This window comes from Commensalibacter oyaizuii (assembly GCF_029953265.1).
In the GTDB taxonomy this organism is placed as follows: Bacteria; Pseudomonadota; Alphaproteobacteria; order Acetobacterales; family Acetobacteraceae; genus Commensalibacter; species Commensalibacter oyaizuii.
In genome coordinates this window covers 382577-408834 of sequence record NZ_JASBAO010000001.1, presented here as the reverse complement: position 1 = coordinate 408834, position 26258 = coordinate 382577, and the positions used below count along the sequence as shown (strand labels likewise).

Below are 26258 nucleotides of genomic sequence, written 5' to 3'. Positions count from 1 at the left end.
AATGCTTTCTCCTAATTCTACCATTGGTATAGTTGGCGGGGGGCAATTAGGTCGTATGTCTGCTGCTGCTGCTGCTCGTCTTGGGTTTCGTACTCACATATTATCTGATATTCCAGATCCACCAGCCAGCCAGGTTGCTTCTATGACCACGGTTGGGGCTTATGATGATCCAAATATTTTAACACAATTCGCTAATGCCGTAGATGTTATTACCTTTGAATTTGAAAATATCAGTGCAACTGGTATGGATATTTTATCAGCAATTCGCCCTGTTTATCCTTCAGGCCAGATTTTAAGAATCAGTCAAGACCGTATTTTAGAAAAGACATTTCTAAAAGAACATAATATACCAACAACATCATGGATGGTTGTTAATCAACTGAGTGATGGTCAAAAAGCTGCTGAAAAATTACAATATCCTTTCATCTTGAAAACAACGCGATTAGGGTATGATGGAAAAGGACAGGCCGTTATAAATAGTAACGATGATTTTGTCCATGCATTTGGTACGTTAAAACCACATCCTCTAATTGCAGAAAAACGTGTCCTTTTTAGCTGTGAAGTCAGTGTCATGGTGGCCCGCAACCCGCAAGGCGCTATTTCGACCTTTGATACAACAGAAAATAAGCATAAAGACGGCATTTTAGACTTAAGCTTTGCACCTGCTCGTATATGCAAGGAACAACAATCAAAAGCTCAAAAATTAGCTATAAAAATCGCTGAGTCTTTAAATTTGATTGGTATCTTAGGGGTCGAAATGTTTATTGATCAAAATGGTATGATTTTAGTTAACGAAATCGCCCCTCGCCCCCATAATTCTGGACACTGGACTATGGATGCCTGCCCTATTGATCAGTTTGAAATGCATATTCGCGCAGTAGCAAATCTTCCTCTCCCACCCGCCATTAGGCACTCAGATGCCGTAATGAAAAACCTTATCGGCCCAAAAACAATGGAGGTTTGGCCTCAAATCCTTAATACCCCTGGTTTGATTGGCCATTTATATGGAAAAGATCATGCCAAGATAGGTCGAAAAATGGGACATGTTAATATCTTATTCCCATACAACAGCCTGCCTGGGGAATTTGGTGTATCGTCTATTTTGCAAACTATAGATTTTGATAAGGGATAAGGTTATTTTCATAAAAAGAAAAGTAACATCCGTTGCCTATTATCAAATGATCTGCAACTTTGACGTTAACAATATTTAACGCTTGTATAATCATCTGAGTTAATTTCTTGTCTGCGGGCGATGGCGCTGCAACACCACTGGGATGATTATGCACAAGAAACAAAGCCGAAGCATTATATTGCAAAGCGACCCTGGTCACTTCTCGAATATAGACGGATGTCGTATTTACGGTTCCATATCCTTGCAAACTTTCAATAATCACCTGATTCTTAACATCCAAGAAATACAGTAAAAAATGTTCAGTCTGTTTGCGTGACAAATACGCCATTAAGTAATTTATCAGTCTCCTTTTATGCTTTAAAATGTCACAATTATAAATTTTTGCTTTTAATAAACGCAATGCTACTTCATAACATAACTTAATATTTGCAGAGTCTTTTTCTGAAAGATTTAAGCTTTTTTGTAATTCATCTTTATTTGCTGTTAAAATGGCTGGAAATGATCCAAAGCGTGATAAGGTTAAATTTTGCCAATCTGATATATTTTCATCAAATTTTATCCATTTTGATAAAAGTGAAAGCAACGTATGATCGGATTCAGCATGTTTTACCCTCTGTCTCATTTTATGATTAATTTGGATATAAAATGAACTCTCATTACTCTTGTCCATTATTAAAAGAATCCCTGATCTAAAGATGTTTCACAATTGATATAAATATATCATTCATCCTTGCATACATAAAGAAAAGATAGGAGGCATATCCTTTGACACAGAACTCAAAAAAACTGGCTAACCAACAATGGGGCGGACGCTTTGCAGAAGGACCGTCTGCGATTATGGAGCAAATTAATGCCTCTATCGATTTTGATAAAAGAATGTGGCAACAAGACATTCGTGGCTCTTTAGCCCATTCTGAAATGTTGGCCAATGTTGGCATTATCTCTGAACAAGATAAAAACAGCATTCACCAAGGGCTAGAACAAATAAAAAAAGAAATTCAAAACAACGAATTTGAATTTAGCCGTGCATTAGAAGATATCCATATGAATATAGAGGCCCGTCTGGCCGAACGTATTGGTGAAGCAGGGAAAAGATTACACACTGGTCGTTCACGAAATGACCAGGTGGCCACTGACTTTCGCCTGTGGGTACGGGACAATATTGATGAAGTCATTCACAGTGTTGAACAATTGATGCTGACTTTGGCGCTACGTGCACAAGAGTATGCCGATGTACCTATGCCAGGCTTTACACATTTACAATCAGCCCAACCCGTTACTTTTGGACATCATTTATTGGCTTATGTCGAAATGTTATCACGCGACAAAGGTCGACTGATCGACACTCGCAAACGTTTAAATGAAAGCCCTTTGGGTGCAGCTGCACTTGCTGGAACGTCATTTCCAATTGATCGTCAGATGACAGCAAAAAATCTTGGTTTTGATCATCCGATGAGAAATTCTTTAGATGCGGTCTCTGATCGAGATTTTGCCTTAGAATATTTATCAGCCCTGTCAATCATGGCAATGCATTTATCTAGAATGGCTGAAGAAATCGTTATTTGGTGTTCTTCGCCATTCTCTTTTATTAAATTATCGGATGCATACACAACGGGCTCGTCCATTATGCCGCAAAAGCGTAACCCCGATGCAGCCGAGCTTGTAAGGGCTAAAGTAGGTCGTATCTCTGGAGCACTCATTGGCCTCCTTACGGTTATGAAAGGTTTGCCTTTGGCCTACGCCAAAGATATGCAAGAAGACAAAGAACAGGTTTTTGCAGCTACTGATACAATTGGTTTATGTTTAGCCGCTTGTTCAGGTATGATTGCTGATTTAAAAGCCAACACCGATAATATGCGACGTTGGGCTGGTTCTGGATTTTCAACAGCTACAGATCTTGCAGACTGGTTAGTTCAAAAATTGCAAATGCCTTTTAGAACCGCCCACCACGTTACAGGTCGTATCGTTGGATTGGCTGAACAAAAAAATGTAACACTTGATCAAATTTCTTTGGCAGATATGCAAACGATCGAGCCAAAAATTACCCAAGATATTTTTTCAGTTTTAAGTGTTGAAGCTTCGATTGCTTCACGCACTAGTGAAGGCGGAACAGCCCCTAAAAATGTTTTGCAAGCCGCACAATACTGGATTTCAATTTTGAAAGATCACCCATGAGACGTATTTTATCTTTATGTTTACTAATAAGTTGTCTTACAACATTCACGTTACAACTTTCAGGTTGTGGGCGTAAAGGCCCGCCAAAACCACCAGGCCCGCCCAGCAAAGTAACCTATCCTCGCGCTTATCCCCCTGCGGATTAAAGTAAACAATAAAGGCCGTATTCATTACGGCTTTTATTGTTTATCAATTGTTAATGCTGTTGCCAGCCCACCTGCTTTGTTGCCAAAAGCTGCAACTTGCATACCAATAATGCGCCACTTGCCGTCCTCATTTTGTGCTAACAAAGGGGCACCACTGCTGCCATATGTTCCTTGACAGTTATGTTCTAATGTTGCTTCTGGTAAACTTGTATGCAGCACATTGATAATGGTGCACTGTTTGTCTGCGTATAGAACTTCTTTTCTATCTTGTTCATACCCTCCTAACCACACAGCGTGACCTAACAGCTTTTCCTCTGACTGAACAGGAATAAGCTGAGAGGGTGAAAGAATATTAGTGGGTAAAATCAAAAATGCCTTATCTTTTGGAATATCTTGTTCAGATGTTTTACCTGATAACGTTCCTTTATAACCTTGGGTAATAACAATTTGTTGCACCTTTGTAGCAACTTTGTATGTTCCATGTTGATACCCCAGCAGAAAATGAACGGACTGGGGATGTATGAAACGTTGTGTTTTCCTTATCCAAAGGCAATGCGCAGCAGTCATAACGATACGAGGTTTGATTAAAAAGCCAGTGCATTTTTGCCCTAAATCTGTTTGCACTCTGCCCACAATTTGCCACGGTTCTTGCAACACATCAACGATTTTACGATGCTCGTTCTTACGATCTATTCCTGGCAGTTTCGGTGTCTTAATGATTTGGCTGAAACTTGCAGATAAAAAACAAAAAAATATCCCAAATATAAACAAAAAAACGTAATATAGTCTCATGCTTTTCTTTTATCCTTATATTAAGAAATTATCAAAACATATCACTTCTTATTTGCACGATGAGATAAGAATAGATAAATTAATATCTTCGTTCATCTTTAAGATTATGCACAATGATCTTTAATAAAGGCCTTTTAATATATGACTTCGCTAATTCAACCATTGCATCCCAATGTTCAATCATTTTTAAAAACGCATCCAGACATAACCATTGATCCCAAAGACGGATTATTATTTGGCACGACCTCGTTAAAAATTATTGCAGAACAATATGGCAGCCCCAGTTGGATTATTAATAGCGATATTTTAAAATCAAGATACGAACGATTAAATCAGGCCTTTAAAAATAAACAGTTGGATGTTTCTATTCATTATGCAATGAAAGCCAACGGGCATTTAGCCATCTTGGATTTACTAGCAAAAGAAGGCGCTGGTGCAGATATTGTCAGTGGTGGCGAATTAAAACGTGCCTTAAAAACCAATATACCCGCATCCAAAATTTGCTTTTCTGGCGTAGGTAAAACCGAGGACGAATTACGGCTAGCTGTTGAAACAGAAATTGGGCAAATTAACGTTGAAAGCCGTGAAGAATTACATCAATTATCTAAAATAGCCCAAAAAGTTGGAAAAAATGCTGCGATTTGTTTACGCATAAACCCTGATGTTGATGCAAAAACCCACCATAAAATCACAACAGGTCTAGCAGAAAATAAATTTGGAATTGCCTATCAACAAGCCATTACAGTGTATAAAGAAGCTTATCAACTGCCCAATATCACCCCTTTGGGATTTGATGTTCATATTGGCAGCCAAATTTCTTCAACCACACCCTACCGCCAGGCTTTTCTAAGGATGGTTGACCTTATCAAAGCAGCACGCACACAGGGGTACGATGTAACAACCTTGGATTGTGGTGGCGGGTTTGGAATATCTTATCAAAACGAGCCAGAGGCAAATCCAGAAGACATTGCAGCATTAATGAAAGAGGTTTTGGCCCCCCTCGATTTAAAATTGGGTATTGAACCAGGTCGATGGTTAATTGGGCCATCGGGACTTTTAATCAGTAAAGTATTAATACGCAAAGATAACGGCCCCAATACCCCTCCCTTTATTATTATTGATGCTGCAATGAATGATTTAATACGCCCTGCAATGTATGAAGCATGGCATGGTATTTTACCTATTTCACCAGAGGCCTATCTTCGTCCTTCTGAAGCCCTTCATATCGATGGCCCTGTATGTGAATCAGGTGATGTATTTGCTCGTGATCGTATCTTACCCTCTTTGCAGCCTGGTGATTATATTGCCATTTTTGACGCTGGTGCCTATGGTAGTGTTATGAGCTCTACGTATAATGCACGTCCTTTGGCGGCCCAAATCATGACAAAAGGAAGCCAATCGGCAATTATTCAGCCCCGACAAACCATAGAAGATTTATGGAAAAATGAACTTGTTCCCTCTTGGTATCCTAACAACATTTAACATATTTTGAAATTGATGAATCCTATTCCCCCTCGCCAGTACGCTCAGATTAAAAAAGCAATAAAAATAGCAAAGGTCAATTTTTGGTTAGAAAAACGTTGGCCAATTCTGGCTTTTGTGCTGGCATTATGGTTGTTTTATATCTGTTTAGGATTATTGGGTATTCCCCAACAATTCTCTGATTTAATTCGAGTCCTTATTCTTGTTCTGTTCGCTGGGATAAGCATAGGGGGAATATTTTATTACAGCCGAAATTTGCCTTCTATTTCTTTCAAAGATATTATAAAACGTCTTGAGAAGGTTAATCGCCTTTCATCTAACCCTTTATATACAATTCATGATTCACCAATAATTGCGCAGTCTCAATCAACGTGGGATATTCATTTACAACGTGTTTATAATGACCTTCCCCCTTTGAAAACGGGATTGCCAAAATTATTGTTTCAAAAACCCTATCTAAACTGTGCTTTAGGGGTACTATTAATAGGTTGTGGTGGCTTAGTAGTTTATAATGGGAATCATGCATCCTCTCGTCTGGTATCTGCATTTCGACCAGGATATGATGATACCACCATGCCACTAGCAACCTTACAAGCATGGATTATTTCACCACCCTACAGTCATCGTGCCCCTGTTTACCTTAAATCCGATAATAAGTCGGTAACTTTTGACCAATATGCTCGCTTACACGTTGCTGTTTCTGGCCTTTCTCATCCGCCTGAATTAATTGATTCAAACCATACTATTTTAAAAGATCGCTCTATTCAAAAGCTTGACCCTACTCATTGGCAAGTTGAGGGAACCTTACACCATTCCGGCACCATCACTGTTAAGGCCAGAGGGCGTACGTTGGCACAATGGGATTTAACAATGCCTGCTAACGATCCACCAACAATTACCTGGACTGCCCCAATAAAAACCGACAAATCCAACTGGAAAACGGTTTTTCCCTTTAAGGTTGCACAACGTTATGGTGTAAAGTCAGTACAATTGGACATTGATATCCCTAAAACCCAAGATCATGAGGCCATTCATCTTCTTTCTGTTCCATTGGGACTGGGGGACCACCCAAAGACTATTGAACAAAAACAATATCACGATTTATCCAGCACAATATGGCCTGGTGAACACGCCATGGCAACTTTGAAGGCGACTGATGTAACTGGGCAAACAACCACATCCCCCGCACAATCATTTATCTTGCCAAAACGTCAGTTTTCATCACCTGTCGCTCAACAAATTAACCTTGCTCGCCAACAATATGGAAAACAACAACTTACAAAAGAAGAGATAATCAACGCACTCTCAAACTTACAAGATCAACCCGATATTACTAAAGACTATGACTTGTTCTTAAATTATGTTGCTATTATTTATTTTCTAAATTATTCAGATCAACAAACACAAGCTGTGCAACAAGAAGCATTATCAAGATTATGGGATTTAATCCTAGATATCGAAGAAAGAAACAACAGCAATTCCGATATTGCCAGAGCAAATACTGAAATTCGTGCGGCCCAAGCCAGTGTGCAAGAACAAATACAAAAAATGCAACAATTGGGAAAAGATAAAATTACCCAACAAGATAAACAAGAACTGGATGCTCGTCTGCAACGCTTACAAAATGCAATTGCTCAAAAAATGGTTGCGTTGACTAAACAAACACCAACTAAACAACAAGAATCTCTTGATTTATCTAAGGCTCAATTTATCAGTGTTCATGCTTTTGAAGATATGTTCAAAGATATTAATAAAACCATTCGTGAAGGCGATATTAATAAAATATCCCAACAATTAGAGGATGCCAATAATGCGTTAAATACTTTACGTCAAGCAACCCCCGAGGATTTAAAACAATTATCAGAACATATAAAATCTCAAGAGCATCTACAAAAACTGACTAAAGCTTTGGAAGAACTGATTAAAAAACAACAACTATTACTAGATCAAAGTCACATCAGGCTAAACCAAGCTGCCCCCATTATTTTACGCCCTGGTGAGGATCTAAGCCAGCTCTCAACCCCACAACTAATGAAAGAAATTGGCGCAGACAAAGGCAAATCAACACAATCCACTACCCAGACCACTCAGCAAAGTGCTGAAAATCAACGAATTTTGAATCAGGCTCTTCGGGAACTTCATCGTCAATTTCAACAGGAAAGCAAGCAGCCAATTGAAAATTTATCAAAGGCTGAACAAGAAATGGAGGATGCATATCAAGCATTAACCCAAAAGGATGATACCAAAGCAGCCAAATACCAGGAACAAGCCTTGATAGATTTGCAAAAAGGCAATCAATCTATAAAACAAGGTATGAAACAAGAAGCAAAAAAATTCTCTAATTTTTTTCCTGTCCTTACTGTTGGGAAAAATCAAAGCAAACCATCATCTTCTGACAATTCAGGTTCATCTGATAAAAAAACAGATCCATTAGGAAGACCTGTTGAAAACGAAAACGCTAATATTGATTTAACAGGTAATAAATCAAATGCCAGAGCTATCGAAGAAGAATTGAGAAAACGGGCCGATGACCCCAATCGTTCAGAAAAAGAACTTGATTATATTTATCGATTATTAAATATGTTCTAAGTGATGAATGGTATTATATATTAATGAAGCGACAGAAAGCCAAGATTTGGATGTCGTAAAAAACAATATATAAAAACAAAATAGAATTATATAAAAATGAATAAAAACGAATATTTGCCTATTCTTTAACCACCTATAAGCAATTAAATGAAGGTATAGCAATAATAATTATTCCTAAAATATTCTTACCTTAATTCAATTGAAACAGTAAAAATAGTGTAAGAAATATTAAAATAGACGAAAAATACTTTGATATGTGTGGTATATTATTAACTCTACTCGTTAATTTTATACGATATATTTTATTATGGTTCATCTATTATCCAATTCTGGAACATAAACGATTTTTGAAATGACTGACAAGATACTCAGTGAAATCGGATGTGTTTCTTGAGAATGAGCAGCTCAACCCCTTTCAAGCACATACACCTCATAGTCTCGATCATGCGCATCGCGTACCGTGAATTAAATAGCCTCCAAAGATATACCATAAAATGCACTGACTCTTAGTTTTATAATGGTAAAATCTATTTCTTTAACTTCTAACTTTTTATGAAACTGCGTTTCTATGTCCCTTAAACATAGCACTTTTATCTGGTGCAATTGTCCAAAAAAAAGAGATCTTTTTAGTTATTCAAGATAACTATTGGAAAAGCCTACTTTTACCAAAATGTACACCGCATCACCCTTTATTCAGAGCTATACGCAGGACTTTGTTTGCATTATCAATACAAGATTAAAAGTTAAAACTTGATCGGCAAATCCTGAAATTCACCGCTTTGTTAAGTAATATTGACGATCTAATAAATGCTGTATTCATTTTAATACTTACCTTTAAATCTTTTATTACGATTTATAGAGATTAACACGCACTAAATATTAACCAGTCTGCAGCAATGATCCAATTTCTTTGTCGTGCAAGTTATATTATTTTACGATATAAAAAATTAAATTAATATGGAGCCTACAATAAATGCGTATATACGTGAATTTAGATTAAATAGTTAATTAAACACGATGAGCCTGTTGTAAACCGTTAACTATTTATAATAGACTGTTTTTCGTATGAATTATGATCAAGCGATTAATAATAACAAACCTGATATTGGCTAAAAAAATTTTTAATCATCATGTAAGAACAATTAAAAAAACAAGGAAATAGGTTGATAATTATATCCAATAAACAAGATAGATTACGCCAATACATTACCACAACCTTGTTCCTTTAAAATTATCTATGTTTTCCAATGAAATTTAATTTTTTTCTGCCAATAATGTTGCAAATCGCAATTGAATTCGGTTTCCATCTTTATCAGTCTTATGAAGAAACCCCTTGTCTTCATTATATTTCTTGATCGTCCAAGAAGCATAGTAATTTGATAGTTCCTTCGTCTTAAAGGTAAAAGGGAAACCAACGGTACAAGGAGCATCGTCTGTATCCATTGCCGAAACAATGAGATTATACCCCCCTGTTTTGGTCGCATCCTGCATATTTTTGATAAGATCGGGAATAGACGTAGGCTGTAGAAACATCATAACAACCGTCGATAAGATAAAGTCATATTGTCCTGTAAACTGAATTGCGTTTAAATCAACAATCTTTGTTTTTATGGTATGTATGGCTTCTTGCTGGCAGATCGTTTCTAAATTTTTAACACTGTCGGGATTTCTGTCCCACGCATCGATATTAAAACCTTTCTGGGACAAATACAAACTGTTCCGACCGTTACCACAGCCCAAATCTAAAACTTTTCCTTGCGTTAAAAAGGCCGCTGCTTCAACTACCTCGGAATGAGGAGGCGTTAAGCCATATTTTTCAGCAAAATAACTATCTTGTAAATCCATCGTCCCTATCCTATTAAGATTATCATTTCATCAACATATTAGTAGCTTTAGTTAAAAAACATATCGAACCGTAATCAAGAAGAAGTGAGAGTTTTTGATCACTCGTTGCTCTACTATTAAAAGATTTTATAAAAATGCACGAAATATCACACTTATCGTATCGTAACAAAGCAATGAATTCAAAGGTAATTCTTTATTTCTTTTTAATTCTTTTGACCACCTTTAGTTCGATATTTGTACTAGCCCATGCAAGCCCACCCATGGATACGACAAAGCAAGCTGAGAAAATAAAACAACTTTTCGACGCATCACATGTTCAAGGGGTAATCGTCATTAACGATCAAGGAAATATTTCTATCTATGGCAATGCTGTTCAACGTGCTTCTACACAATATGTCCCTGCCTCGACTTTCAAGATGCTGAATGCTCTTATTGGATTGGAAAATAATAAGGTAACCCCTGATGAAATATTTCTATGGGATGGGAAAAAGCGTGCCTTGCCTGCTTGGGAAAAAAACATGACGATTGGTGAGGCTATGCGCCTATCCGCCGTCCCTGTTTATCAAGAATTAGCGCGCCGAATTGGACTAACCCTAATGCAAAAGGAAGTTAAACATGCTCATTTTGGGAATGAAAAAATAGGGACAAAAGTTGACCGCTTTTGGTTAGATGGCCCTCTTAAAATTACCCCAATCCAGGAAAGCAAGTTCGCCTATCAACTAGCCTATAAACAACTGCCTTTCAAAAAAACTACACAAGAAAAGGTTCAACGGATGCTTCTTATCCTGAAAAAGGATAGCTATAAAATATATGCGAAAAGTGGTTTAGGCACTGACCTGAAGCAAAAAGTAGGATGGCTTACGGGATGGATAGAACAGCCGAATGGGAAAAAAATAGCTTTTTCGCTCAATATTAACGTACCTTCAAGCATTGACCTCTCTTTGAGAGAAAGATTGGTTTACCGTTCTCTCACTATTTTAAATATTATATAAGACGACAAAAGACCACGTATAAAGTCCAAATAAGAAAACTATAAATCACACCATAATCGCATCAAATTATGATACACATTGGTCAATTCTAAAATCTGCGGATCATTGTCATTCATTCTTGTACGTAACTTTATAATGGTCATATCTAAGTCAAATAATATTTTTCTTTTATCGGCCTCTTTGATCATAGATTGCGTCCAAAAAAAAGATGCCCAACGACTGCCTTTTATAATTTTACTAACGGAATGCAGATTATAAGTAGGATAAACAATCATATCGCCTGCTGGCAGTTTAATTGCCTGAGACCCGCTATGATCGTGGATAATTAGTTCTCCTCCTTCATAGTCTTCTGGATCATTCAAAAATAACGTTGATGATACATCCGTTCGAATACGCATATTCGTTTCAGGGATAGGGCGAAAAGCATTATCAACATGATCAGGGAACTCCATCCCCGTATCATAACGGTTGAATAAAGGAGGAACCACACGATAAGGCATCACAGCCGAATTAAAAATAGGATTGCGTCCTAATGCTTTTAAGATAATTTCTCCTAATTCCTTACTTTCAGGGGAAGATTGATCGATCTGCACATTTTTCTTTACCTGCATGGATTGCTCACCTGCAGTTACTTTTCCGTCCACAAAGGTAGCATTAGCAAATACGGAACGTATGTAAAATAATTCTTCGTGCGTCAACACCTGCGGAATATGGATAATCATGATTGTACCTTCCCCTGTATAAAATTTATTATTTTATTGTAACATATTCAAGCTAAATAAAAATGCCCGCCCACTGGAAGGGGTCACACGATTACCAAATAAAGAATCATAATTTAAACGATTAGTAATATTATAGATATTGAAAGAAACCTTCCAATGCTCGTCAAATTTATGAGACAACATTGCATCTATACTGACATTTGCAGGGGCTTTTGCACTATTGGTATTGTTTAACCAAACATTCCCCCGCCACGTAACACCACCGCCAACAGTTAAATTATAAGGGGTTTTTGGCATAATTTGATATGTTGTCCATAAGTTTCCTTGCTGGGTTGGAACATATTGAACGCGATTACCCTTAGCACCTGCGGTTTGAGAAGACTTCACGTCACTATGATAAGCGGCAAACCCACCATATACGTCCCAATTTTTCATAACATTACCAGAAATACCCAATTCAATTCCTTCGTTTCGAACTGTATCCCCTGAACTGGTAACATCACCAGAAATAGGATCACTTACAATCTGGTTACTTTTATCAAGTCTGAATAACGCTGCTGTTATACCAACACGCTGATTTAATAAGCTCCATTTTCCCCCCAGCTCGTATAAACGGCTGCGTTCTGGTTTCATTCCATCTTGATTATCACGCATCGGCGCGTAAGAATTCGTCAAATACATTCCCAAAGGCGTTGTCGACATTGCCCACGTAAAATAATACATTTGATTTTCAGTTGGGGTAAACATCAGGCTGACTGTTGGATTTACAATATTATTGGTTGTTTTCATATTATTTGCCGCCCAAGTACCAGCCCCGCCTTCAGTTCCATATTTAGCATTCCAATTATCATAACGAACACCACCTTTTATCGACCATTGTTCTGTCATCCAAAACTGATCATAAATGAAAACCCCCACATCACGTGTGTGCCCTTTTCTTAACGCTGGGTCTCCTGACGTGGCTTTTGGATCACCAGGTAGAATTGAAATTGGATAATTAATGTTTGGTGTTGGATTTACTAAACTATTATTTGGTAAGGGAGCAGAAAACTGTCCATATGCTCTATTTTCACTGGCGTAGGAAAAATCAACACCCCCAGTTAATTGATGTTTTATACCCCATGTATGAAAATTTGCGATTGTGGATAAAACGTTCTGAAACGACCAAGTCCGCTGGCGATAAGGTGATGGACCTGCTGTGCTGATAATTGCATCCTGTGGCCGACCACTGAAATATGGGTTCACACAATTTACTGCTTGACATTGAGGGCGTGTAACAGAAAACTCACGACGGTAATTTCCGTATCGGGTATCATTGTGAATGACAATATCCGGGGTTACATCATATTTCAAACGACCCGTTAATTGATGGTCCTGTGTTTTATCACTGTCCATCTTATTCCCATACCAATTTCCGCGTCTGATCCCGTATTCAGTAATAGGTCTGGCAACTTTGGTTCCTGGTTTTGTTACAACAGGTACGCCATAGTCTGGAATTCGGTCATCTTGCTGATAAACATACTGTAATGTATAACTGACTTTTTCGCCCAACCCAAAAGCAATAGAGGGTGCAAGTCCCCAGTGATGAGAATAAATATAATCACGCCCCACAACGTTATTACTATTTCCCACACCAACAATTCGTGCTGCTATTGAATCTGTTATTTTTTTATTAATATCAACGGTGCCACGATAATAATCCCCATTACCGCCTGTGAAATCTACGTTATACTGATCTTTTAAAATAGGCTTTTTCGTAACAACATTAATTGCCCCACCTGTCGTACCATTCCCAAATACAGAAGAAGATGGTCCTTTAATAACAACAACACTCTCGTAATTAAAGCTATCTCGCGTATAAACACCAAAATCCCTTAACCCGTCTTCATAAATATCGTTTTGAGCTGGAAAACCTCGGATAAGAAACTGGTTTCCAGACATCCCCCCTCTACCTTCTCCAACTGATGAGGTCACACCAGGAACATTTTTTAAAGCTTCTTCTAAAGATTTCACATTTTGCTCTTGAAGGATTTTTTGAGGCACAACATTGATATTCTGTGGTGTATGCATCACATCTTGAGGCAACAGATCAACACCTGTGCTTTGGGTTAAAATATTCGAAGTTTTCTTGCCGCGTACCAAAATCTGCTCGTTAGAACTGGATATATTTTTATTATCTGCCTTTGTTTGCGCTGTTCCATCTGAGGGTTCATTACTATTGGGTATTTGAGTAGTTATATTTTGACCAACCGCAGAATTCCCTAATACACCAACCATAATTGCAGCTAATGATACTGGTTGTAAGGTTCTTTTTATACTGATATTTCGCATTATACTGAACTTTTTCAATTGAGAATGATTATTGATAACATAATAATGATAATCATTATCAATTGTCATTACAAAAAACAACAGCTACTCTTATATCTTCTAAATTAGTGATATTTTTAGCACAATTTCTTCATTATTTTTTATAATAATAAATAATGTTTCATAACTTTTGATAGTCATATAATTTAATTAACAAGGTAATATATAACTTGTAGGTTCAAATGGAATTTCAAATAAACAAAATAAGACACCCAAAAGAAACAAGATATGGCACGTTATTACTGGTTTATGGATGTCTTTTATGGACTATTTTGGCATTGATTTGTATTAGTACTTTCTTTTATGGAAATCTTGCAAATAAAATAACAATCGTCTTTTATATACTTGTATTTTTCTTGGTTACTTATATCTCCAGAGCTTTGATGCAAGCTTATATGTTCGGCCATTATGTTCTGATCGGACCCAATCAATTTCCACATTTGCACAAGATTGTTCAAGAAGGCGCAAAACAAGTTGGTCTGAAAGAGGCACCCCAAGCATTTATTTACAACTCTCATGGTGTAATGAATGCCATGGCGGTTCGTTTGATTGGTCGCAAACGTTATATTTGGTTGACCTCTGCAATTATCGATGCTGATAATGACGAACAAATTCGATTTGTAATTGGCCATGAGCTGGGTCACCACGTTGCAGGCCACTTGGATGGAATAAAGCATTATCTGCGCTTACCAGGATACATAATTCCTTTTCTGGGCAAAGCCTATTCACGTAACAGAGAATTAACTTGTGATCGTGTTGGTGCTTTTGTTGCACAAAACCTGTCTGCTTCTCGCTCTGCCTTACAAATGTTGGCTTGTGGCAGTGCAAAATTGAATGATCAAATGAATCCCACAGCATTTCAAAAACAAGAATCTTTGGTTCCTAACGTTGCTGGATATATTCTACATATCTTCTCGTTCTACCCTCGTTTAACAAAGCGCGTAGAGGCTGTATCCACATGGTATGATACTTTTCATAAATAAATTTGATTTATCCTTATTTATATCAAGAATATAAGCTATTCTTCTTTTAATACTTTGAAAGAAATAAGGATAAATATAATGAATTATTGGCTGGTTAAATCAGAACCTGATGCGTATTCATGGCAAGAACAAATACATAATCATATTGAACCATGGACAGGGGTTCGTAATCACCAAGCAAAAAAAAATTTACAATCCATGAGGAATGGCGATCTAGCCTTTTTTTATCACTCTAATGTTGGTAAAGAAATTGTAGGTATTGTCAAAATTGTTAAAGAAGCCTATCCAGATCCAACCGATCCTGAACATAAATGGGTATGCGTTGATGTTGAAACCGTTTGTCCTGTTCCCAACCCTGTAACCTTAAAACAAATCAAAACAGATCCAACTTTGCAAGATATTGGATTAATCAAGCAATCACGCCTATCTGTCATGTCTATTACCAGCGAACATTGGGCAATTCTTTGTCGCCTGGGTCAAGTTCCGACAAAATACCAACAAAACAAAGAAAATTAAATTTAACCCTTTTTAAAAACATATTATATATTTCGTTAATCAATCCTTTAATTCTATGAAATGACTATACCTATGACAATAAACGCATGCGTGATCCCCGATTACATCCATCTTTATCAAAATGATCTGCCTGATACTTTAGACCTTGGTTATGTTATAGCCATTGATACAGAAACGATGGGCTTAAATCACTATCGCGATCGTCTGTGTTTAATTCAAATTTCGAGTGGAGATGGACAAGTTCATTTAGTGCAATTCATCCCTGAACATCTGGGGGGAAACGGGTTTCACGCATGCCCCAATTTAAAAAAGATTTTAACCGATCCCAAGGTTACAAAGTTAATGCACTATGCACGTTTTGACGTAGGAATTTTACAATATGCATTAAATATCAAAATCCCTTCGGTCAAATGCACAAAAATTGCTGCTAAACTGGTCAGAACCTTTACCGACAAACATGGTTTGGCCTCCTTGTGCAAAGATTTACTAAAAATTGAACTTAGTAAACAACAACAGAGTTCTGATTGGGGGGCAGCTATACTAAGTCCTGAACAACTGGTTTATGCTGCTTCTGATGTTCTATATTTACATCAATTATGGCAAGTTCTCAAAGAATTACTGATCCGCGAAAACCGCCTTGAACTTGCAGAATCTTGTTTTGCTTTTCTTTCTGCACGTGCTGATTTAGATATTTTAGGGTATAATTTGCCAGATATTTTTGATCATCGCAGCTCGTAAAGGTTCTGTTTGATCACAAGCCATAACTGATTTATAGTATTTGTATTTTCATCTTTTTCATACAAAGTGCATCTATAATGAAACCACTAATATCCCCTTCTGATATTCATGTTGCTTGTGAAGCCTTGAACATCGAGAGTAAAGGTATTCAAGATCTTATTTATGCACTACAAAATACCCCTAACCTTTCCAACAGTTTTATCCAAACCATTGCATTAATATCAACGCTACAAGGTCGTGTTGTTCTGACAGGAATTGGAAAGTCAGGGCATATTGCTAAAAAAATACAATCAACGCTTGCATCAACAGGTACGCCGTCTCTTTTTGTTCATCCTGCTGAGGCCGCTCATGGCGATTTAGGTATGATACAACCCAAAGACGGCGTTATCGCAATTTCTGCATCTGGTGAAACACAAGAACTGGCCAGTATTATTGTTCATACACGTCGATTTGGAATATCATTGATTGCCATAACAACAAATCCACATTCTACCTTGGCCAAAGAATCCGATATCGCAATGGTTTTACCACAATCAAAAGAGGCCTGCCCCTTGGGACTGGCTCCGACTACCAGTGCCATTATGCAATTGGCACTAGGGGATGCCATTGCTATTACCCTACTTAAAAAGCGCCATTTTACAGCATCGGATTTTGGGACTTATCATCCTGGTGGGCGATTAGGCAATAAATTAAAAATTGTTCGTGACCTAATGCATACTGAAAATGAAATACCCTTGGGCTTGCCGTCCATGCCAATGCACGAAGCAATTATGGAGATGACACAAAAAGCATTAGGCTGTATAGGTATTGTTTCTAATGATAAAAAATTAATCGGATTAATTACAGATGGGGATTTACGTCGCACACTTGACAAAGATATCAGACAATTAACCACTCAAGATGTTATGAACACTGATCCATTAACCATTCACGCAGATATGTTAGCAGCAGAGGCATTACACCTCATGAATAATAATAAACATCCTATTACCTGTTTGTTTGTTGTTGATCATGATCACCATCCTATTGGCGTATTACACATTCACGATCTTTTACGTGCAGGAATAGCATGAACGATAATAAAAAAGAGCCATCCTTAAAGCCTCTCAACTCATCCTCTAAGGTTGAACGAACAGATTTTCAAAACAAGCAAAATTATCTAAAACAACGTGCAAGACCCTCTGTTGCTAGAAGACAAGTCCCAAAACCTGAGGAAATCCATCGGCGCAAGCAAGTTATAAAATGGACGAAATGGATACTTCCCGCCCTTGCTTTACTATTATTAGGGTCGATAGCCGTATGGCCAGAAATCGACCGAATAATTAATACAAACAAGGAAATTATTAAACAATTAGCAAGAATTAAAGTGGAAAGTGGTACCATGGTTGGTGCAACCTTTCACGGTCTTGACTCCCATGATCGGCCTTATACAATTACCTCAAATAAAGTCGTTCAAAAATCTAATAATAGTGATATGATCCGCCTCAGTGATCCCAAAGCAGACATTTTACTGCAAAATAATGACTGGTTGATGGTCACTGCTGATCAAGGGATTTATATGCAACATCAACAAAATTTGAATTTATATGATCATGTTGTTTTATATCGAGATGACGGGTTATTTATGTACAGCGACATTGCAGATATCGCATTAAAATATTCAGTTGTGACAGCAGATAATTGGATTCACGCCGAAGGCCCTTTTGGTCAGCTGGACGCACAGGCATATTTCTTGGATCTTCACGCCGGTATAGCCCAATTTCAAGGACCTGGAAGATTGATTTTAAATGATGATAAGAAATCTTCCTCATCTTCCCCTTCCCAACCATTAAAATCATCGGAATAACCCCTATGAACTACAAGCACGCTTTGTTATTAGCACTACTCTGTTTTACGAGTGAAGGATTATATGCTTCAGGTGCATTGGCACAAAATATAGATTTATCCCATGGGGGACAAATAACGGTTACTGCTTTGGGTGGGTTTAATTGGGATCAAAATGCAAAATCTGTTACTGCTTATGATCATGCCAAAGCCGTTCGAGGGGACGTAACCGTTACTGCTGATCGCTTGGTTGCCATGTATCGTAAAAAAGCCAACGCAGCAGACAATCAACCAAAACCCGAAGAAAAGAAAGACGACCAAAAAAGCGGTGATATTACCCAAGACAGCTCGGGTTCAAACGAAATATATCGATTATATGCATATGGTCACGTTCATATTTATACCAATACTGATCAAGCTTGGGGGGATAAAGCCATTTATGATATTGATCAGGCAACTCTTGTCCTGACGGGTAAAAATATGAAATTAACCACACCACAAAACATCATGACGGCTAGGGATGCAATGGAGTACCATTCCCAAACACGTATGTCCGTTGGTCGTGGGGATGCAACTGTTACCAGTATCAAAGATGGCCGCAGAATCAAGGCCGATGTGTTAGTTGGATATAGCGCGCCAACAGATCAAAAAAGCCAACCCGCAAATGCCAATAACAACAAAAATTCTGACGACGTTACTCGATCCAGCAAACTTGAAAAAGTAAACGCATTTGGTAACGTTGTTGTCCGTACACAAAATGAAACCGTAAGGGGTGATCGTGGTGTGTACGTACCCAATACAGGTATTGCTCGTGTTGTTGGTAATGTTCATATTACCCGTGGATCGAACCAATTAAATGGTCATGCGGCTATAATCAATATGCGCACTGGTATTGCCCATATGACAGAAGCACCAGGCAGACGGGTTCAAGGATTGGTAGTTCCTAATGAATCCAACCAGCCGAACAAATAATAAATTCATGAAAGCAAAATATTATTATGAATGATTCACCTATGGCTTCACATATTCATCATAATGACGCCACCATTCCCACGGAATCTGTTGGATTAGTTGCTGAAAATATTGGAAAAACGTATAAAAAACGCCCTGTTGTGCAAAATGTTTCTTTGCGGGTTCACCGCGGTGAAGCAGTTGGATTATTGGGACCCAATGGTGCAGGGAAAACAACCAGTTTTTATATGATTGTGGGGTTGGTTCAACCTGATACAGGATCAATTAAACTGGATGGTGCCGATATTACCAAACTTCCCATGTATAGAAGGGCACGCTTAGGTATTGGGTATCTTCCGCAAGAGGCAAGTATTTTCCGTGGCCTTAATGTCGAGCAAAATATTATGTCTGTTTTAGAAGTGGTAGAACCTGATTATGACAAACGACGCACCATTTTAGATGGATTATTGGCAGAATTTGGTATCACACATTTGCGTCGTTCGCCTTCTTTGTCATTATCAGGTGGGGAACGCAGACGTCTGGAAATTGCCAGAGCACTTGCCAGTGATCCAAACTATATCCTACTTGATGAACCCTTGGCGGGGATTGATCCGATTGCTGTTGGTGAAATCCGCGATCTTGTCTCCCATCTAAAAGACAGAGGGATTGGTGTGTTAATTACGGATCATAATGTAAGAGAAACACTGGAAATTATTGATCGTGCTTATATTATGAACAGCGGTCAGCTGTTAATGGAAGGGATTCCATCAGAAGTTGTCGCACATGAAGATGTTCGTCGCGTTTACTTAGGTGAAAAATTCTCTATGTAAAGAATAAATTATTGCAAATTTATTTTAAATACACTGAATGAATAAGCCACAAAGAATATACGTAACATTGGGTATCAATCTGATTTAGAGATCAACCGATATCCAATTCCCACCTCTGTTAACAAGAATTTGGGGTTAGTTGGATTATCTTCTAATTTTTGACGCAAATGCCCCATATATATCCGCAAATAATGTGGCTGTTCAATATAATTTGGTCCCCATACAGCAAGCAATAACTGACGTTGTGTACAAACGCGGCCAACATTTTTAATTAACTCGCCTAATAATTTGTATTCAATTGGGGTTAAATGAACCTCTGCATCCCCTTTTTTAACACATCGATTGCTAAAATCCACACAAACAGGCCCAAATTGAAATATATTGACTGATGATACTGACGGTAATGCTATCCTACGTAATTGTGCACGCATACGCGCAAACAGTTCTGGGATACCAAAAGGTTTTGTTATGTAATCATCAGCCCCCATATCCAAGGCAGCTACTTTTTCTTCTTCGTCATGACGTGCTGTTAAAATAAGAATGGGCACATTCGACCATTGCCTAACCTCTTTAATATATTCTTTGCCATCTTGGTCGGTTAACCCCAAATCTAACAAGACAAGACTGGGTTGTCTTGAAGCCGTTTCAATTAACGCACGCGCCACACTATCGCATTCAAATACTTGCCAATTTTCAGCTTTTAGTGCTTGGTTCAGAAAACGGCGAATGGGTTCTGAATCTTCGACAATTAGAACGCTGTGATTAATTTCCATAACAATATCCCATATATGTTAGATTGCCTCTTCAAGCTCAATAGAGGGTTCTGGATTGGCAGGGATATAAAACGTAAAGCAACTTCCTCCTCCTATGCGCTGTGATGCAAAGATCTTCCCATGATGAGCTTCAACAATCGTTTTCGCAATACTTAGTCCCAGACCTGCCCCTAATTTGGAACTTTCAGTTTTACCACGGTTAAATTTTTCAAAAATAGAAACCTCTTGCCCCAACGCAATACCTATCCCTCTATCTAATACAGAAATAAAAAGTCGTTTATCTTTATAGGTAATCTCAATACAAATATCTGGCGATTCATCACTATATTTGATTGCATTTTCAATTAAATTATTTATAACACGCCCAATTAAAACAGGATCAAATTCAACCAATGGACAATAAGATGGACGATTTACTTTAATATAAATTTCAGGGTGGCTTGATGAATATTGATGTAAAACACTGCCGATGACCTCTTCTACTGATTGCCAACTTATATTAATTTTGAAATGTCCAGTATCAATACGCGCCATATCCAAAACATTACAAACCATTTCATGAATGGAGCGCGATCCATCATAAATTGATCTTAAATTTTGGTAAAGCTGTTCTGATGTAAGATCTTTATAATGATGTACTAAATATTCTGCCTGCCCCATCAAACTGGTTAGTGGCGTACGCAAATCATGCGAGATAGTAGATAAAAGTGTATTTCTTAATTGTTCTGATTCAACTTGAATTAATACCTGACGTGCCGCATCAGCAAAATGAATACGCTCTAAAGCAATCGCAATCAAGCTAGTAATCGTATCCAAAAGTTGTTTTTTTTCGGGAACTAAAAAATCGTAAGGCTGCTTTGGGGATAATGCTAAGATCCCTCGAATTGAGACAGGTGCAGTTAAGGGTAGATAACGGTATTGATGTTTAGGTAACGTGTCTGTCGCAAAACCTGCCTCTGCTTTATGATGGAATGCCCATTGTGCGATCGCCATATTAATTTCTTTGGATTCATTAAAGCATAATTGATCATCAGAGGCAGGCATTAATATAACAGCTTTACCACCAAATTCTTGGGTAAGAACTTGTATACTTTTTTGAATGACTTGCCCATACTCTAAAAAACCTGACAAAGATCGGGCAAATTGGAACAAGGTTTGCACACGATTTTCACGAACTTTTGCAATCTTTGCTCTATATTTTAAATGCGCCATTAATTGACTGGATATTGATCCAACAAACAACATCACCCCAAAAGTAATAAGATATTGTAAATCACTGACATTTAACGAGAATTTAGGTCGAATAAAACAAAAATCAAACGTTAGAATTCCAATAATGGACGCAAAAATACCCACATTTCGTCCAAAACGAATGCTGCTTAACATTACCAACAATAAAAAGAATAGGACAATATTCGCACCGTCAATATGAAAAGATATTGGCCATAGAATGACTGCTAATGCAATTGTGGAAATAACAGTGTAAATGTAAGGAATAAGCCGTTTTTTAATATTAACCGTTTTTTGGGGATATAAAACAAAGGATGAATGCGTTGGTATTTCCTCTTTCCCAACAGATACGGTTGTTTGACTGATTTGGATATATTCCAATTCAGGCGCCAAAGACATTATGATATGAATTAAATCCTTTTTCCACCACGATCCAATTGTTTTAATCACAGGAATATACAAAATTTTTGCTAAATTATGTTTATATGCATAATGAATAATAGCGTTTTCGGGCTCATCATCATTTATAATTGATGTAACCGCACCCAAACTACGCGCAAATTGCAGTTGTTTTAGTATATAGTTATATTTTCCAATAGATTTTTTTTTATACTGTGCAGCCTCAATAAACAAAATATGCCAAACACATCCCAACTGCTGTGCCCATCGTGCAGTTGTACGAATTAAGTGTTCGTGATCTGTATCATAAGTCAAATAGGCCAAAATACCAGTTTCTGTTTGCCAAACCGTTTGCAAAGATTGTTCTTGACGATATGTTTTAACATCTGATTTTATACGATCTGCCGTACGTCTAAGGGCAATTTCTCGTAAAGAAATTAAATTCCCTTTGCGAAAAAAATGTTGAAAGGCACGTCTTGCCTGTTCAACTTTATAAATTTTTCCAGTTTTTAAACGGTGGAGCAATTCGTCTGTTGTGGTATCAACTAGTATAATTTCGTCTGCTGAATCAAAAAAAACATCGGGAACCGTTTCATAGACAGAAATCGTGGTTATTTGACTGATAACATGATTAAGACTTTCCAAATGCTGAACATTCAATGTTGTCCAAACGTCAATGCCATGCGAAAGCAATTCATCAATATCTTGCCAGCGTTTTGGATGGCGTCCCCCCTCGATATTTGTATGTGCTAGCTCATCCACCAATAAAATATCTGGCTTCATAGCTATTGCCTGATCCAGATCAAATTCAAGAATAATTTTCCCTTTGTAAGTTAAATTCTTACGCGAAAGGCACGTCAATCCTATTAATTGTTTTTCAGTCTCCTTTCTGCCATGGGTTTCAATATATCCAACAACAATTTTTTTATGACTATTTTTTTGCAGCTCTTGTGCTGCACGTAACATTGCATATGTTTTCCCAACCCCAGCCACAGCGCCAAAATAAATACGCAATTTTCCCCGCTTAGCCTTTTGTTCTTGCTGGTTTAATTGTTGCAGCAAAGAGTCTGGGTCAGGACGATCCATTAATTATTATCCTTTGCTAACATTAACGTATCTAAGGCAAGGTTAAGTTGTAACACATTAACGACAGGTTCCCCAAAAATTGTCAGAACACGATGGCGGCTGTGCTGGTCAATAACTGCTTTTACCGCATCTTTGGTTAATCCTCGTGCCTTTGCAATGCGCGGAACTTGATAAAGTGCAGCAGCTATACTGATATCAGGATCAAGACCACTGCTGGAATGGGTAACTAAATCAATAGGAATATAAGCATTATGATCAGGATCAGCATTTCTTAAAATCATCGCATAATGCTGAGCAGATTTTAATAATTCAGGGTTAGAAGGTGCTATGCTAGCCCCTGAAGAGGCCATAGCATTATACCCCCTTTCCGATGTTGCAGAAGGCCGTTCCCAAAAATAACCTAGTTTTGTAAAAGACTGTCCGATCAAAGCAGATCCAACTTTTTGTCCTTTATATTCAATAAAGCTACCATTCGCTTGATTGGGAAAGATTGTTTGTGCAATCCCAGTCACCATTAAAGGGTACAAAACTCCTGTAATCACTGATAAAATGATAAATAATCCCAATGCAGGACGAAATAAGCTTTTCATCAATTCCACCATTATATAACAGCCAAACACATATCAATTAATTTAATACAAACAAACGGCACTATAATGCCCCCTAGACCATAAATCAGTAAATTTTTACGCAATAATTGGATGGCACTGACGGCCCGATATTGTACCCCTTTCAAAGCTAAGGGAATAAGCGTAATTATAATCAACGCATTAAAAATAGTTGCTGATAAAATTGCCGATTCAGGACTATGTAACTGCATGATATTTAGAATACCCAGTGCAGGAAAAACCGTTGAAAAGGCAGCGGGAATAACCGCAAAATATTTTGCAATATCATTCGCAATTGAAAAGGTCGTTAAGGCACCACGGGTCATTAATAGTTGCTTGCCCGTTTTGACAATTTCAATCAATTTGGTTGGATCTGAGTCAAGATCAACCATATTACTGGCCTCTTTGGCGGCTTGTGTTCCAGAATTCATGGCAACAGCAACATCTGCCTGGGCCAGTGCTGGGGCATCGTTGGTTCCATCCCCTGTCATGGCAACCAATAATCCCTGTTGTTGGTAATTGCGAATAAGCGCCAGTTTGTTTTCAGGGGTGGCGTCTGACAAATAATCATCAACCCCAGCATCCGAGGCAATCGCAGCAGCAGTTAAAGCATTGTCCCCCGTAATCATAACGGTTTTAATTCCCATCGAACGCAATTCGCTAAACCGTTCTCTGATATTAGGTTTGACAATATCACGTAAAGCAATACAACCAATCACCTGGTCATCTAAGGCAACCACAAGTGGGGTTGCCCCCTCGCTGGCAATTTTATTAACTTGATTATGAATGGCTTGGGGAAACTGTCCACCCTGATCTTCTACGTATCGTTTAATAGTATTGGCTGCCCCTTTTCGTAAGAATACTGTTCCCCTGGCACTTGTAATATCAACCCCACTCATCCGAGTTTGTGCTGTAAAAGGAATGGGTGTGTATGTTGTATTTTCCTTTTCACTATTTTGATCTATATGATGTTCTTTAAGTATTTTTTCAGCTAAAACGACAATACTTCTTCCCTCAGGGGTATCATCAGCTTTTGATGCCAATAAAGATTGCTTTGCGATATCAGATAATTGATATCGGGGCGCAGGATAAAAATCAGAAGCTTGGCGATTACCATAAGTAATTGTTCCTGTTTTATCCAATAATAGCACATCAATATTCCCCGCCGTCTCAACCGCACGCCCAGAGGTTGCAATAACATTGGATTGCATCATTCTGCTCATTCCGGCAACGCCAATTGCAGACAATAATCCCCCAATGGTTGTAGGAATTAGACAAACCAGCAAGGCAATTAATGCGGTCAAGCTTATAAGATGGCCCGCACCAGCATGTTCAACGCTGAAAAATGTAAAAGGAAATAACGCAATGATAACCACTAAGAAAATTAGACTTAAGGTTACTAATAAAATTGTTAACGCAATCTCATTGGGTGTTTTTTGGCGTTCTGCGCCCTCGACCATACCAATCATTTTATCTAAAAATGATTCCCCTGGATTGGCCATAACCCTGATGATCAAATAATCAGAAATGATTTTTGTTCCACCCGTTACAGAGCAAAAATCACCCCCAGATTCACGAATAACAGGAGCGGATTCACCCGTTATCGCCGATTCATCAACAGATGCAACCCCCTCGATAACTTCACCATCAGCGGGAATAATCTCGCCCGCATTAACCAAGATAATATCCCCTTGCCTTAACAAATTAGATACGATTACCTCGCATTTTGCGTCTTTATGTGGGGCAGATAATCGAGTAGCCTGAATGGTTTGTTTCAAACCTTTTAATGCGTCTGCTTGGGCTTTGCTTTGTCCTTCGGCAATGGCTTCGGCAAAATTAGCAAATAATAGAGTAAACCATAGCCAGATTGTAATGGATATAATAAATCCAGTTTGTTCAGAGTGTATAATCACGCTATGAAGCGATAAAAAAATACTGAAAATGCTGCATATATAAACAATAAACATAACAGGGTTGTGAATTTGTACAAGCGGATTTAGTTTTAAAAAAGCATTTTTACAAGCTGCTTTCACTGATTGAGCAGTAAGCAGTTTATTTTGTTGCAACATAATAGG

22 protein-coding genes are annotated in these 26258 nt (G+C 37.9%); 13 read left to right on the top strand and 9 right to left on the bottom strand.

The features are described 5' to 3' along the window. Position 1 precedes the first annotated feature (1 nt). Positions 2 to 1132: a 5-(carboxyamino)imidazole ribonucleotide synthase gene (locus QJV27_RS01765; RefSeq protein WP_281447269.1), complete on the top strand. Its 1131-nt coding sequence runs from the start codon at positions 2 to 4 to the stop codon at positions 1130 to 1132. Here the strand turns inward: QJV27_RS01765 and QJV27_RS01760 are convergent. Next, complete coding sequence (locus QJV27_RS01760) at positions 1110 to 1802, bottom strand: JAB domain-containing protein (RefSeq protein WP_281447268.1); 693 nt, start codon at positions 1800 to 1802, stop codon at positions 1110 to 1112. The two genes, QJV27_RS01765 and QJV27_RS01760, sit on opposite strands and share 23 nt — an antisense overlap. Positions 1803 to 1897: 95 nt before the next feature. On the opposite strand from QJV27_RS01760, the gene argH reads away from it, so the two are divergent. Together argH and QJV27_RS01750 are read left to right on the top strand one after the other, a co-directional pair. Beyond that, positions 1898 to 3307, top strand: a complete 1410-nt coding sequence (gene argH, locus QJV27_RS01755; protein ID WP_281447267.1) for an argininosuccinate lyase — start codon at positions 1898 to 1900, stop codon at positions 3305 to 3307. Beyond that, positions 3304 to 3453 (top strand): hypothetical protein, encoded by a 150-nt coding sequence (locus QJV27_RS01750; protein ID WP_281447266.1) that lies wholly within the window; start codon positions 3304 to 3306, stop codon positions 3451 to 3453. The genes argH and QJV27_RS01750 overlap by 4 nt, the downstream gene beginning before the upstream one ends. Positions 3454 to 3486: 33 nt before the next feature. Here QJV27_RS01750 and QJV27_RS01745 read toward each other — a convergent pair whose 3' ends face one another. After that, the gene (locus QJV27_RS01745; RefSeq protein WP_281447265.1) at positions 3487 to 4245 is read right to left on the bottom strand and encodes a trypsin-like serine peptidase; all 759 of its coding nucleotides are present in this window, start codon (positions 4243 to 4245) and stop codon (positions 3487 to 3489) included. A 141-nt stretch (positions 4246 to 4386) separates the two neighbouring features. Here QJV27_RS01745 and lysA point away from each other — a divergent pair, with 141 nt between their 5' ends. Continuing rightward, entirely contained in the window at positions 4387 to 5727 is a 1341-nt protein-coding gene (gene lysA, locus QJV27_RS01740; RefSeq protein WP_281447264.1) for a diaminopimelate decarboxylase, read from the top strand. A 15-nt stretch (positions 5728 to 5742) separates the two neighbouring features. Further along, positions 5743 to 8316: a DUF4175 family protein gene (locus QJV27_RS01735; protein ID WP_281447263.1), complete on the top strand. Its 2574-nt coding sequence runs from the start codon at positions 5743 to 5745 to the stop codon at positions 8314 to 8316. Between the two features lie 1254 nt (positions 8317 to 9570). Here QJV27_RS01735 and tehB read toward each other — a convergent pair. Next, the gene (gene tehB / locus QJV27_RS01730; protein WP_281447262.1) at positions 9571 to 10161 is read right to left on the bottom strand and encodes a tellurite resistance methyltransferase TehB; all 591 of its coding nucleotides are present in this window, start codon (positions 10159 to 10161) and stop codon (positions 9571 to 9573) included. 173 nt (positions 10162 to 10334) lie between these two features. Between tehB and blaOXA the strand changes: the two genes are divergently transcribed. Then, positions 10335 to 11153 (top strand): class D beta-lactamase, encoded by an 819-nt coding sequence (gene blaOXA / locus QJV27_RS01725; protein WP_408869631.1) that lies wholly within the window; start codon positions 10335 to 10337, stop codon positions 11151 to 11153. A 38-nt stretch (positions 11154 to 11191) separates the two neighbouring features. Here the strand turns inward: blaOXA and QJV27_RS01720 are convergent, their stop codons facing one another. Both QJV27_RS01720 and QJV27_RS01715 read right to left on the bottom strand, forming a co-directional pair. Then, positions 11192 to 11875, bottom strand: coding sequence for a Fe2+-dependent dioxygenase (locus QJV27_RS01720; protein WP_281447260.1), 684 nt, complete (start codon positions 11873 to 11875; stop codon positions 11192 to 11194). Positions 11876 to 11908: 33 nt separating this feature from the next. Beyond that, entirely contained in the window at positions 11909 to 14206 is a 2298-nt protein-coding gene (locus QJV27_RS01715; RefSeq protein WP_281447259.1) for a TonB-dependent receptor, read from the bottom strand. A 221-nt stretch (positions 14207 to 14427) separates the two neighbouring features. Between QJV27_RS01715 and QJV27_RS01710 the strand changes: the two genes are divergently transcribed. The 7 genes from QJV27_RS01710 (at position 14428) to lptB (ending at position 20087) form a co-directional block, all read left to right on the top strand. Further along, a complete protein-coding gene (locus QJV27_RS01710; protein ID WP_281447258.1) occupies positions 14428 to 15228 on the top strand; it encodes a M48 family metallopeptidase in 801 nt (266 codons plus the stop codon). 78 nt (positions 15229 to 15306) lie between these two features. After that, a complete protein-coding gene (locus tag QJV27_RS01705) occupies positions 15307 to 15744 on the top strand; it encodes an EVE domain-containing protein (protein ID WP_281447257.1) in 438 nt (145 codons plus the stop codon). Between the two features lie 72 nt (positions 15745 to 15816). Next, positions 15817 to 16482, top strand: a complete 666-nt coding sequence (locus QJV27_RS01700; protein ID WP_281447256.1) for a ribonuclease D — start codon at positions 15817 to 15819, stop codon at positions 16480 to 16482. 77 nt (positions 16483 to 16559) lie between these two features. Next, positions 16560 to 17555, top strand: a complete 996-nt coding sequence (locus QJV27_RS01695; protein WP_281447255.1) for a KpsF/GutQ family sugar-phosphate isomerase — start codon at positions 16560 to 16562, stop codon at positions 17553 to 17555. After that, on the top strand, positions 17552 to 18328 hold the full coding sequence (lptC, locus tag QJV27_RS01690; RefSeq protein ID WP_281447254.1) for an LPS export ABC transporter periplasmic protein LptC: 777 nt from the start codon (positions 17552 to 17554) through the stop codon (positions 18326 to 18328). Before QJV27_RS01695 ends, lptC begins: the two co-directional genes overlap by 4 nt. 5 nt (positions 18329 to 18333) lie before the next feature. Next, positions 18334 to 19278 (top strand): LptA/OstA family protein, encoded by a 945-nt coding sequence (locus QJV27_RS01685; protein ID WP_281447253.1) that lies wholly within the window; start codon positions 18334 to 18336, stop codon positions 19276 to 19278. Between the two features lie 41 nt (positions 19279 to 19319). Then, positions 19320 to 20087 (top strand): LPS export ABC transporter ATP-binding protein, encoded by a 768-nt coding sequence (gene lptB, locus QJV27_RS01680; RefSeq protein ID WP_281448953.1) that lies wholly within the window; start codon positions 19320 to 19322, stop codon positions 20085 to 20087. Positions 20088 to 20161: 74 nt separating this feature from the next. Here the strand turns inward: lptB and QJV27_RS01675 are convergent, their stop codons facing one another. The 4 genes from QJV27_RS01675 to kdpB are packed head-to-tail and all read right to left on the bottom strand — an operon-like array spanning position 20162 to position 26252. Next, positions 20162 to 20860: a response regulator gene (locus QJV27_RS01675; RefSeq protein ID WP_281447252.1), complete on the bottom strand. Its 699-nt coding sequence runs from the start codon at positions 20858 to 20860 to the stop codon at positions 20162 to 20164. Positions 20861 to 20878: 18 nt separating this feature from the next. Beyond that, positions 20879 to 23575, bottom strand: a complete 2697-nt coding sequence (locus QJV27_RS01670; RefSeq protein ID WP_281447251.1) for a sensor histidine kinase KdpD — start codon at positions 23573 to 23575, stop codon at positions 20879 to 20881. Then, positions 23575 to 24165 carry a potassium-transporting ATPase subunit KdpC gene (kdpC, locus tag QJV27_RS01665; RefSeq protein WP_281447250.1) on the bottom strand — a complete coding sequence of 197 codons (591 nt, stop codon included), beginning with the start codon at positions 24163 to 24165 and terminating at the stop codon, positions 23575 to 23577. Before kdpC ends, QJV27_RS01670 begins: the two co-directional genes overlap by 1 nt. A gap of 11 nt (positions 24166 to 24176) precedes the next feature. Next, positions 24177 to 26252: a potassium-transporting ATPase subunit KdpB gene (kdpB, locus tag QJV27_RS01660; protein WP_281447249.1), complete on the bottom strand. Its 2076-nt coding sequence runs from the start codon at positions 26250 to 26252 to the stop codon at positions 24177 to 24179. Positions 26253 to 26258 lie beyond the last annotated feature (6 nt).

Excerpts from the sequence above, each read along its gene's own strand:
- QJV27_RS01765 (WP_281447269.1), top strand. The coding sequence starts at position 2 with ATGCTTTCTCCTAATTCTACCATTGGTATAGTTGGCGGGGGGCAATTA.
- QJV27_RS01760 (WP_281447268.1), bottom strand. The coding sequence starts at position 1,802 with ATGGACAAGAGTAATGAGAGTTCATTTTATATCCAAATTAATCATAAA.
- QJV27_RS01750 (WP_281447266.1), top strand. The coding sequence starts at position 3,304 with ATGAGACGTATTTTATCTTTATGTTTACTAATAAGTTGTCTTACAACA.
- QJV27_RS01745 (WP_281447265.1), bottom strand. The coding sequence starts at position 4,245 with ATGAGACTATATTACGTTTTTTTGTTTATATTTGGGATATTTTTTTGT.
- lysA (WP_281447264.1), top strand. The coding sequence starts at position 4,387 with ATGACTTCGCTAATTCAACCATTGCATCCCAATGTTCAATCATTTTTA.
- QJV27_RS01735 (WP_281447263.1), top strand. The coding sequence starts at position 5,743 with ATGAATCCTATTCCCCCTCGCCAGTACGCTCAGATTAAAAAAGCAATA.
- tehB (WP_281447262.1), bottom strand. The coding sequence starts at position 10,161 with ATGGATTTACAAGATAGTTATTTTGCTGAAAAATATGGCTTAACGCCT.
- blaOXA (WP_408869631.1), top strand. The coding sequence starts at position 10,335 with ATGAATTCAAAGGTAATTCTTTATTTCTTTTTAATTCTTTTGACCACC.
- QJV27_RS01720 (WP_281447260.1), bottom strand. The coding sequence starts at position 11,875 with ATGATTATCCATATTCCGCAGGTGTTGACGCACGAAGAATTATTTTAC.
- QJV27_RS01715 (WP_281447259.1), bottom strand. The coding sequence starts at position 14,206 with ATGCGAAATATCAGTATAAAAAGAACCTTACAACCAGTATCATTAGCT.
- QJV27_RS01710 (WP_281447258.1), top strand. The coding sequence starts at position 14,428 with ATGGAATTTCAAATAAACAAAATAAGACACCCAAAAGAAACAAGATAT.
- QJV27_RS01705 (WP_281447257.1), top strand. The coding sequence starts at position 15,307 with ATGAATTATTGGCTGGTTAAATCAGAACCTGATGCGTATTCATGGCAA.
- QJV27_RS01700 (WP_281447256.1), top strand. The coding sequence starts at position 15,817 with ATGACAATAAACGCATGCGTGATCCCCGATTACATCCATCTTTATCAA.
- QJV27_RS01695 (WP_281447255.1), top strand. The coding sequence starts at position 16,560 with ATGAAACCACTAATATCCCCTTCTGATATTCATGTTGCTTGTGAAGCC.
- lptC (WP_281447254.1), top strand. The coding sequence starts at position 17,552 with ATGAACGATAATAAAAAAGAGCCATCCTTAAAGCCTCTCAACTCATCC.
- QJV27_RS01685 (WP_281447253.1), top strand. The coding sequence starts at position 18,334 with ATGAACTACAAGCACGCTTTGTTATTAGCACTACTCTGTTTTACGAGT.
- lptB (WP_281448953.1), top strand. The coding sequence starts at position 19,320 with ATGGCTTCACATATTCATCATAATGACGCCACCATTCCCACGGAATCT.
- QJV27_RS01675 (WP_281447252.1), bottom strand. The coding sequence starts at position 20,860 with ATGGAAATTAATCACAGCGTTCTAATTGTCGAAGATTCAGAACCCATT.
- QJV27_RS01670 (WP_281447251.1), bottom strand. The coding sequence starts at position 23,575 with ATGGATCGTCCTGACCCAGACTCTTTGCTGCAACAATTAAACCAGCAA.
- kdpC (WP_281447250.1), bottom strand. The coding sequence starts at position 24,165 with ATGAAAAGCTTATTTCGTCCTGCATTGGGATTATTTATCATTTTATCA.
- kdpB (WP_281447249.1), bottom strand. The coding sequence starts at position 26,252 with ATGTTGCAACAAAATAAACTGCTTACTGCTCAATCAGTGAAAGCAGCT.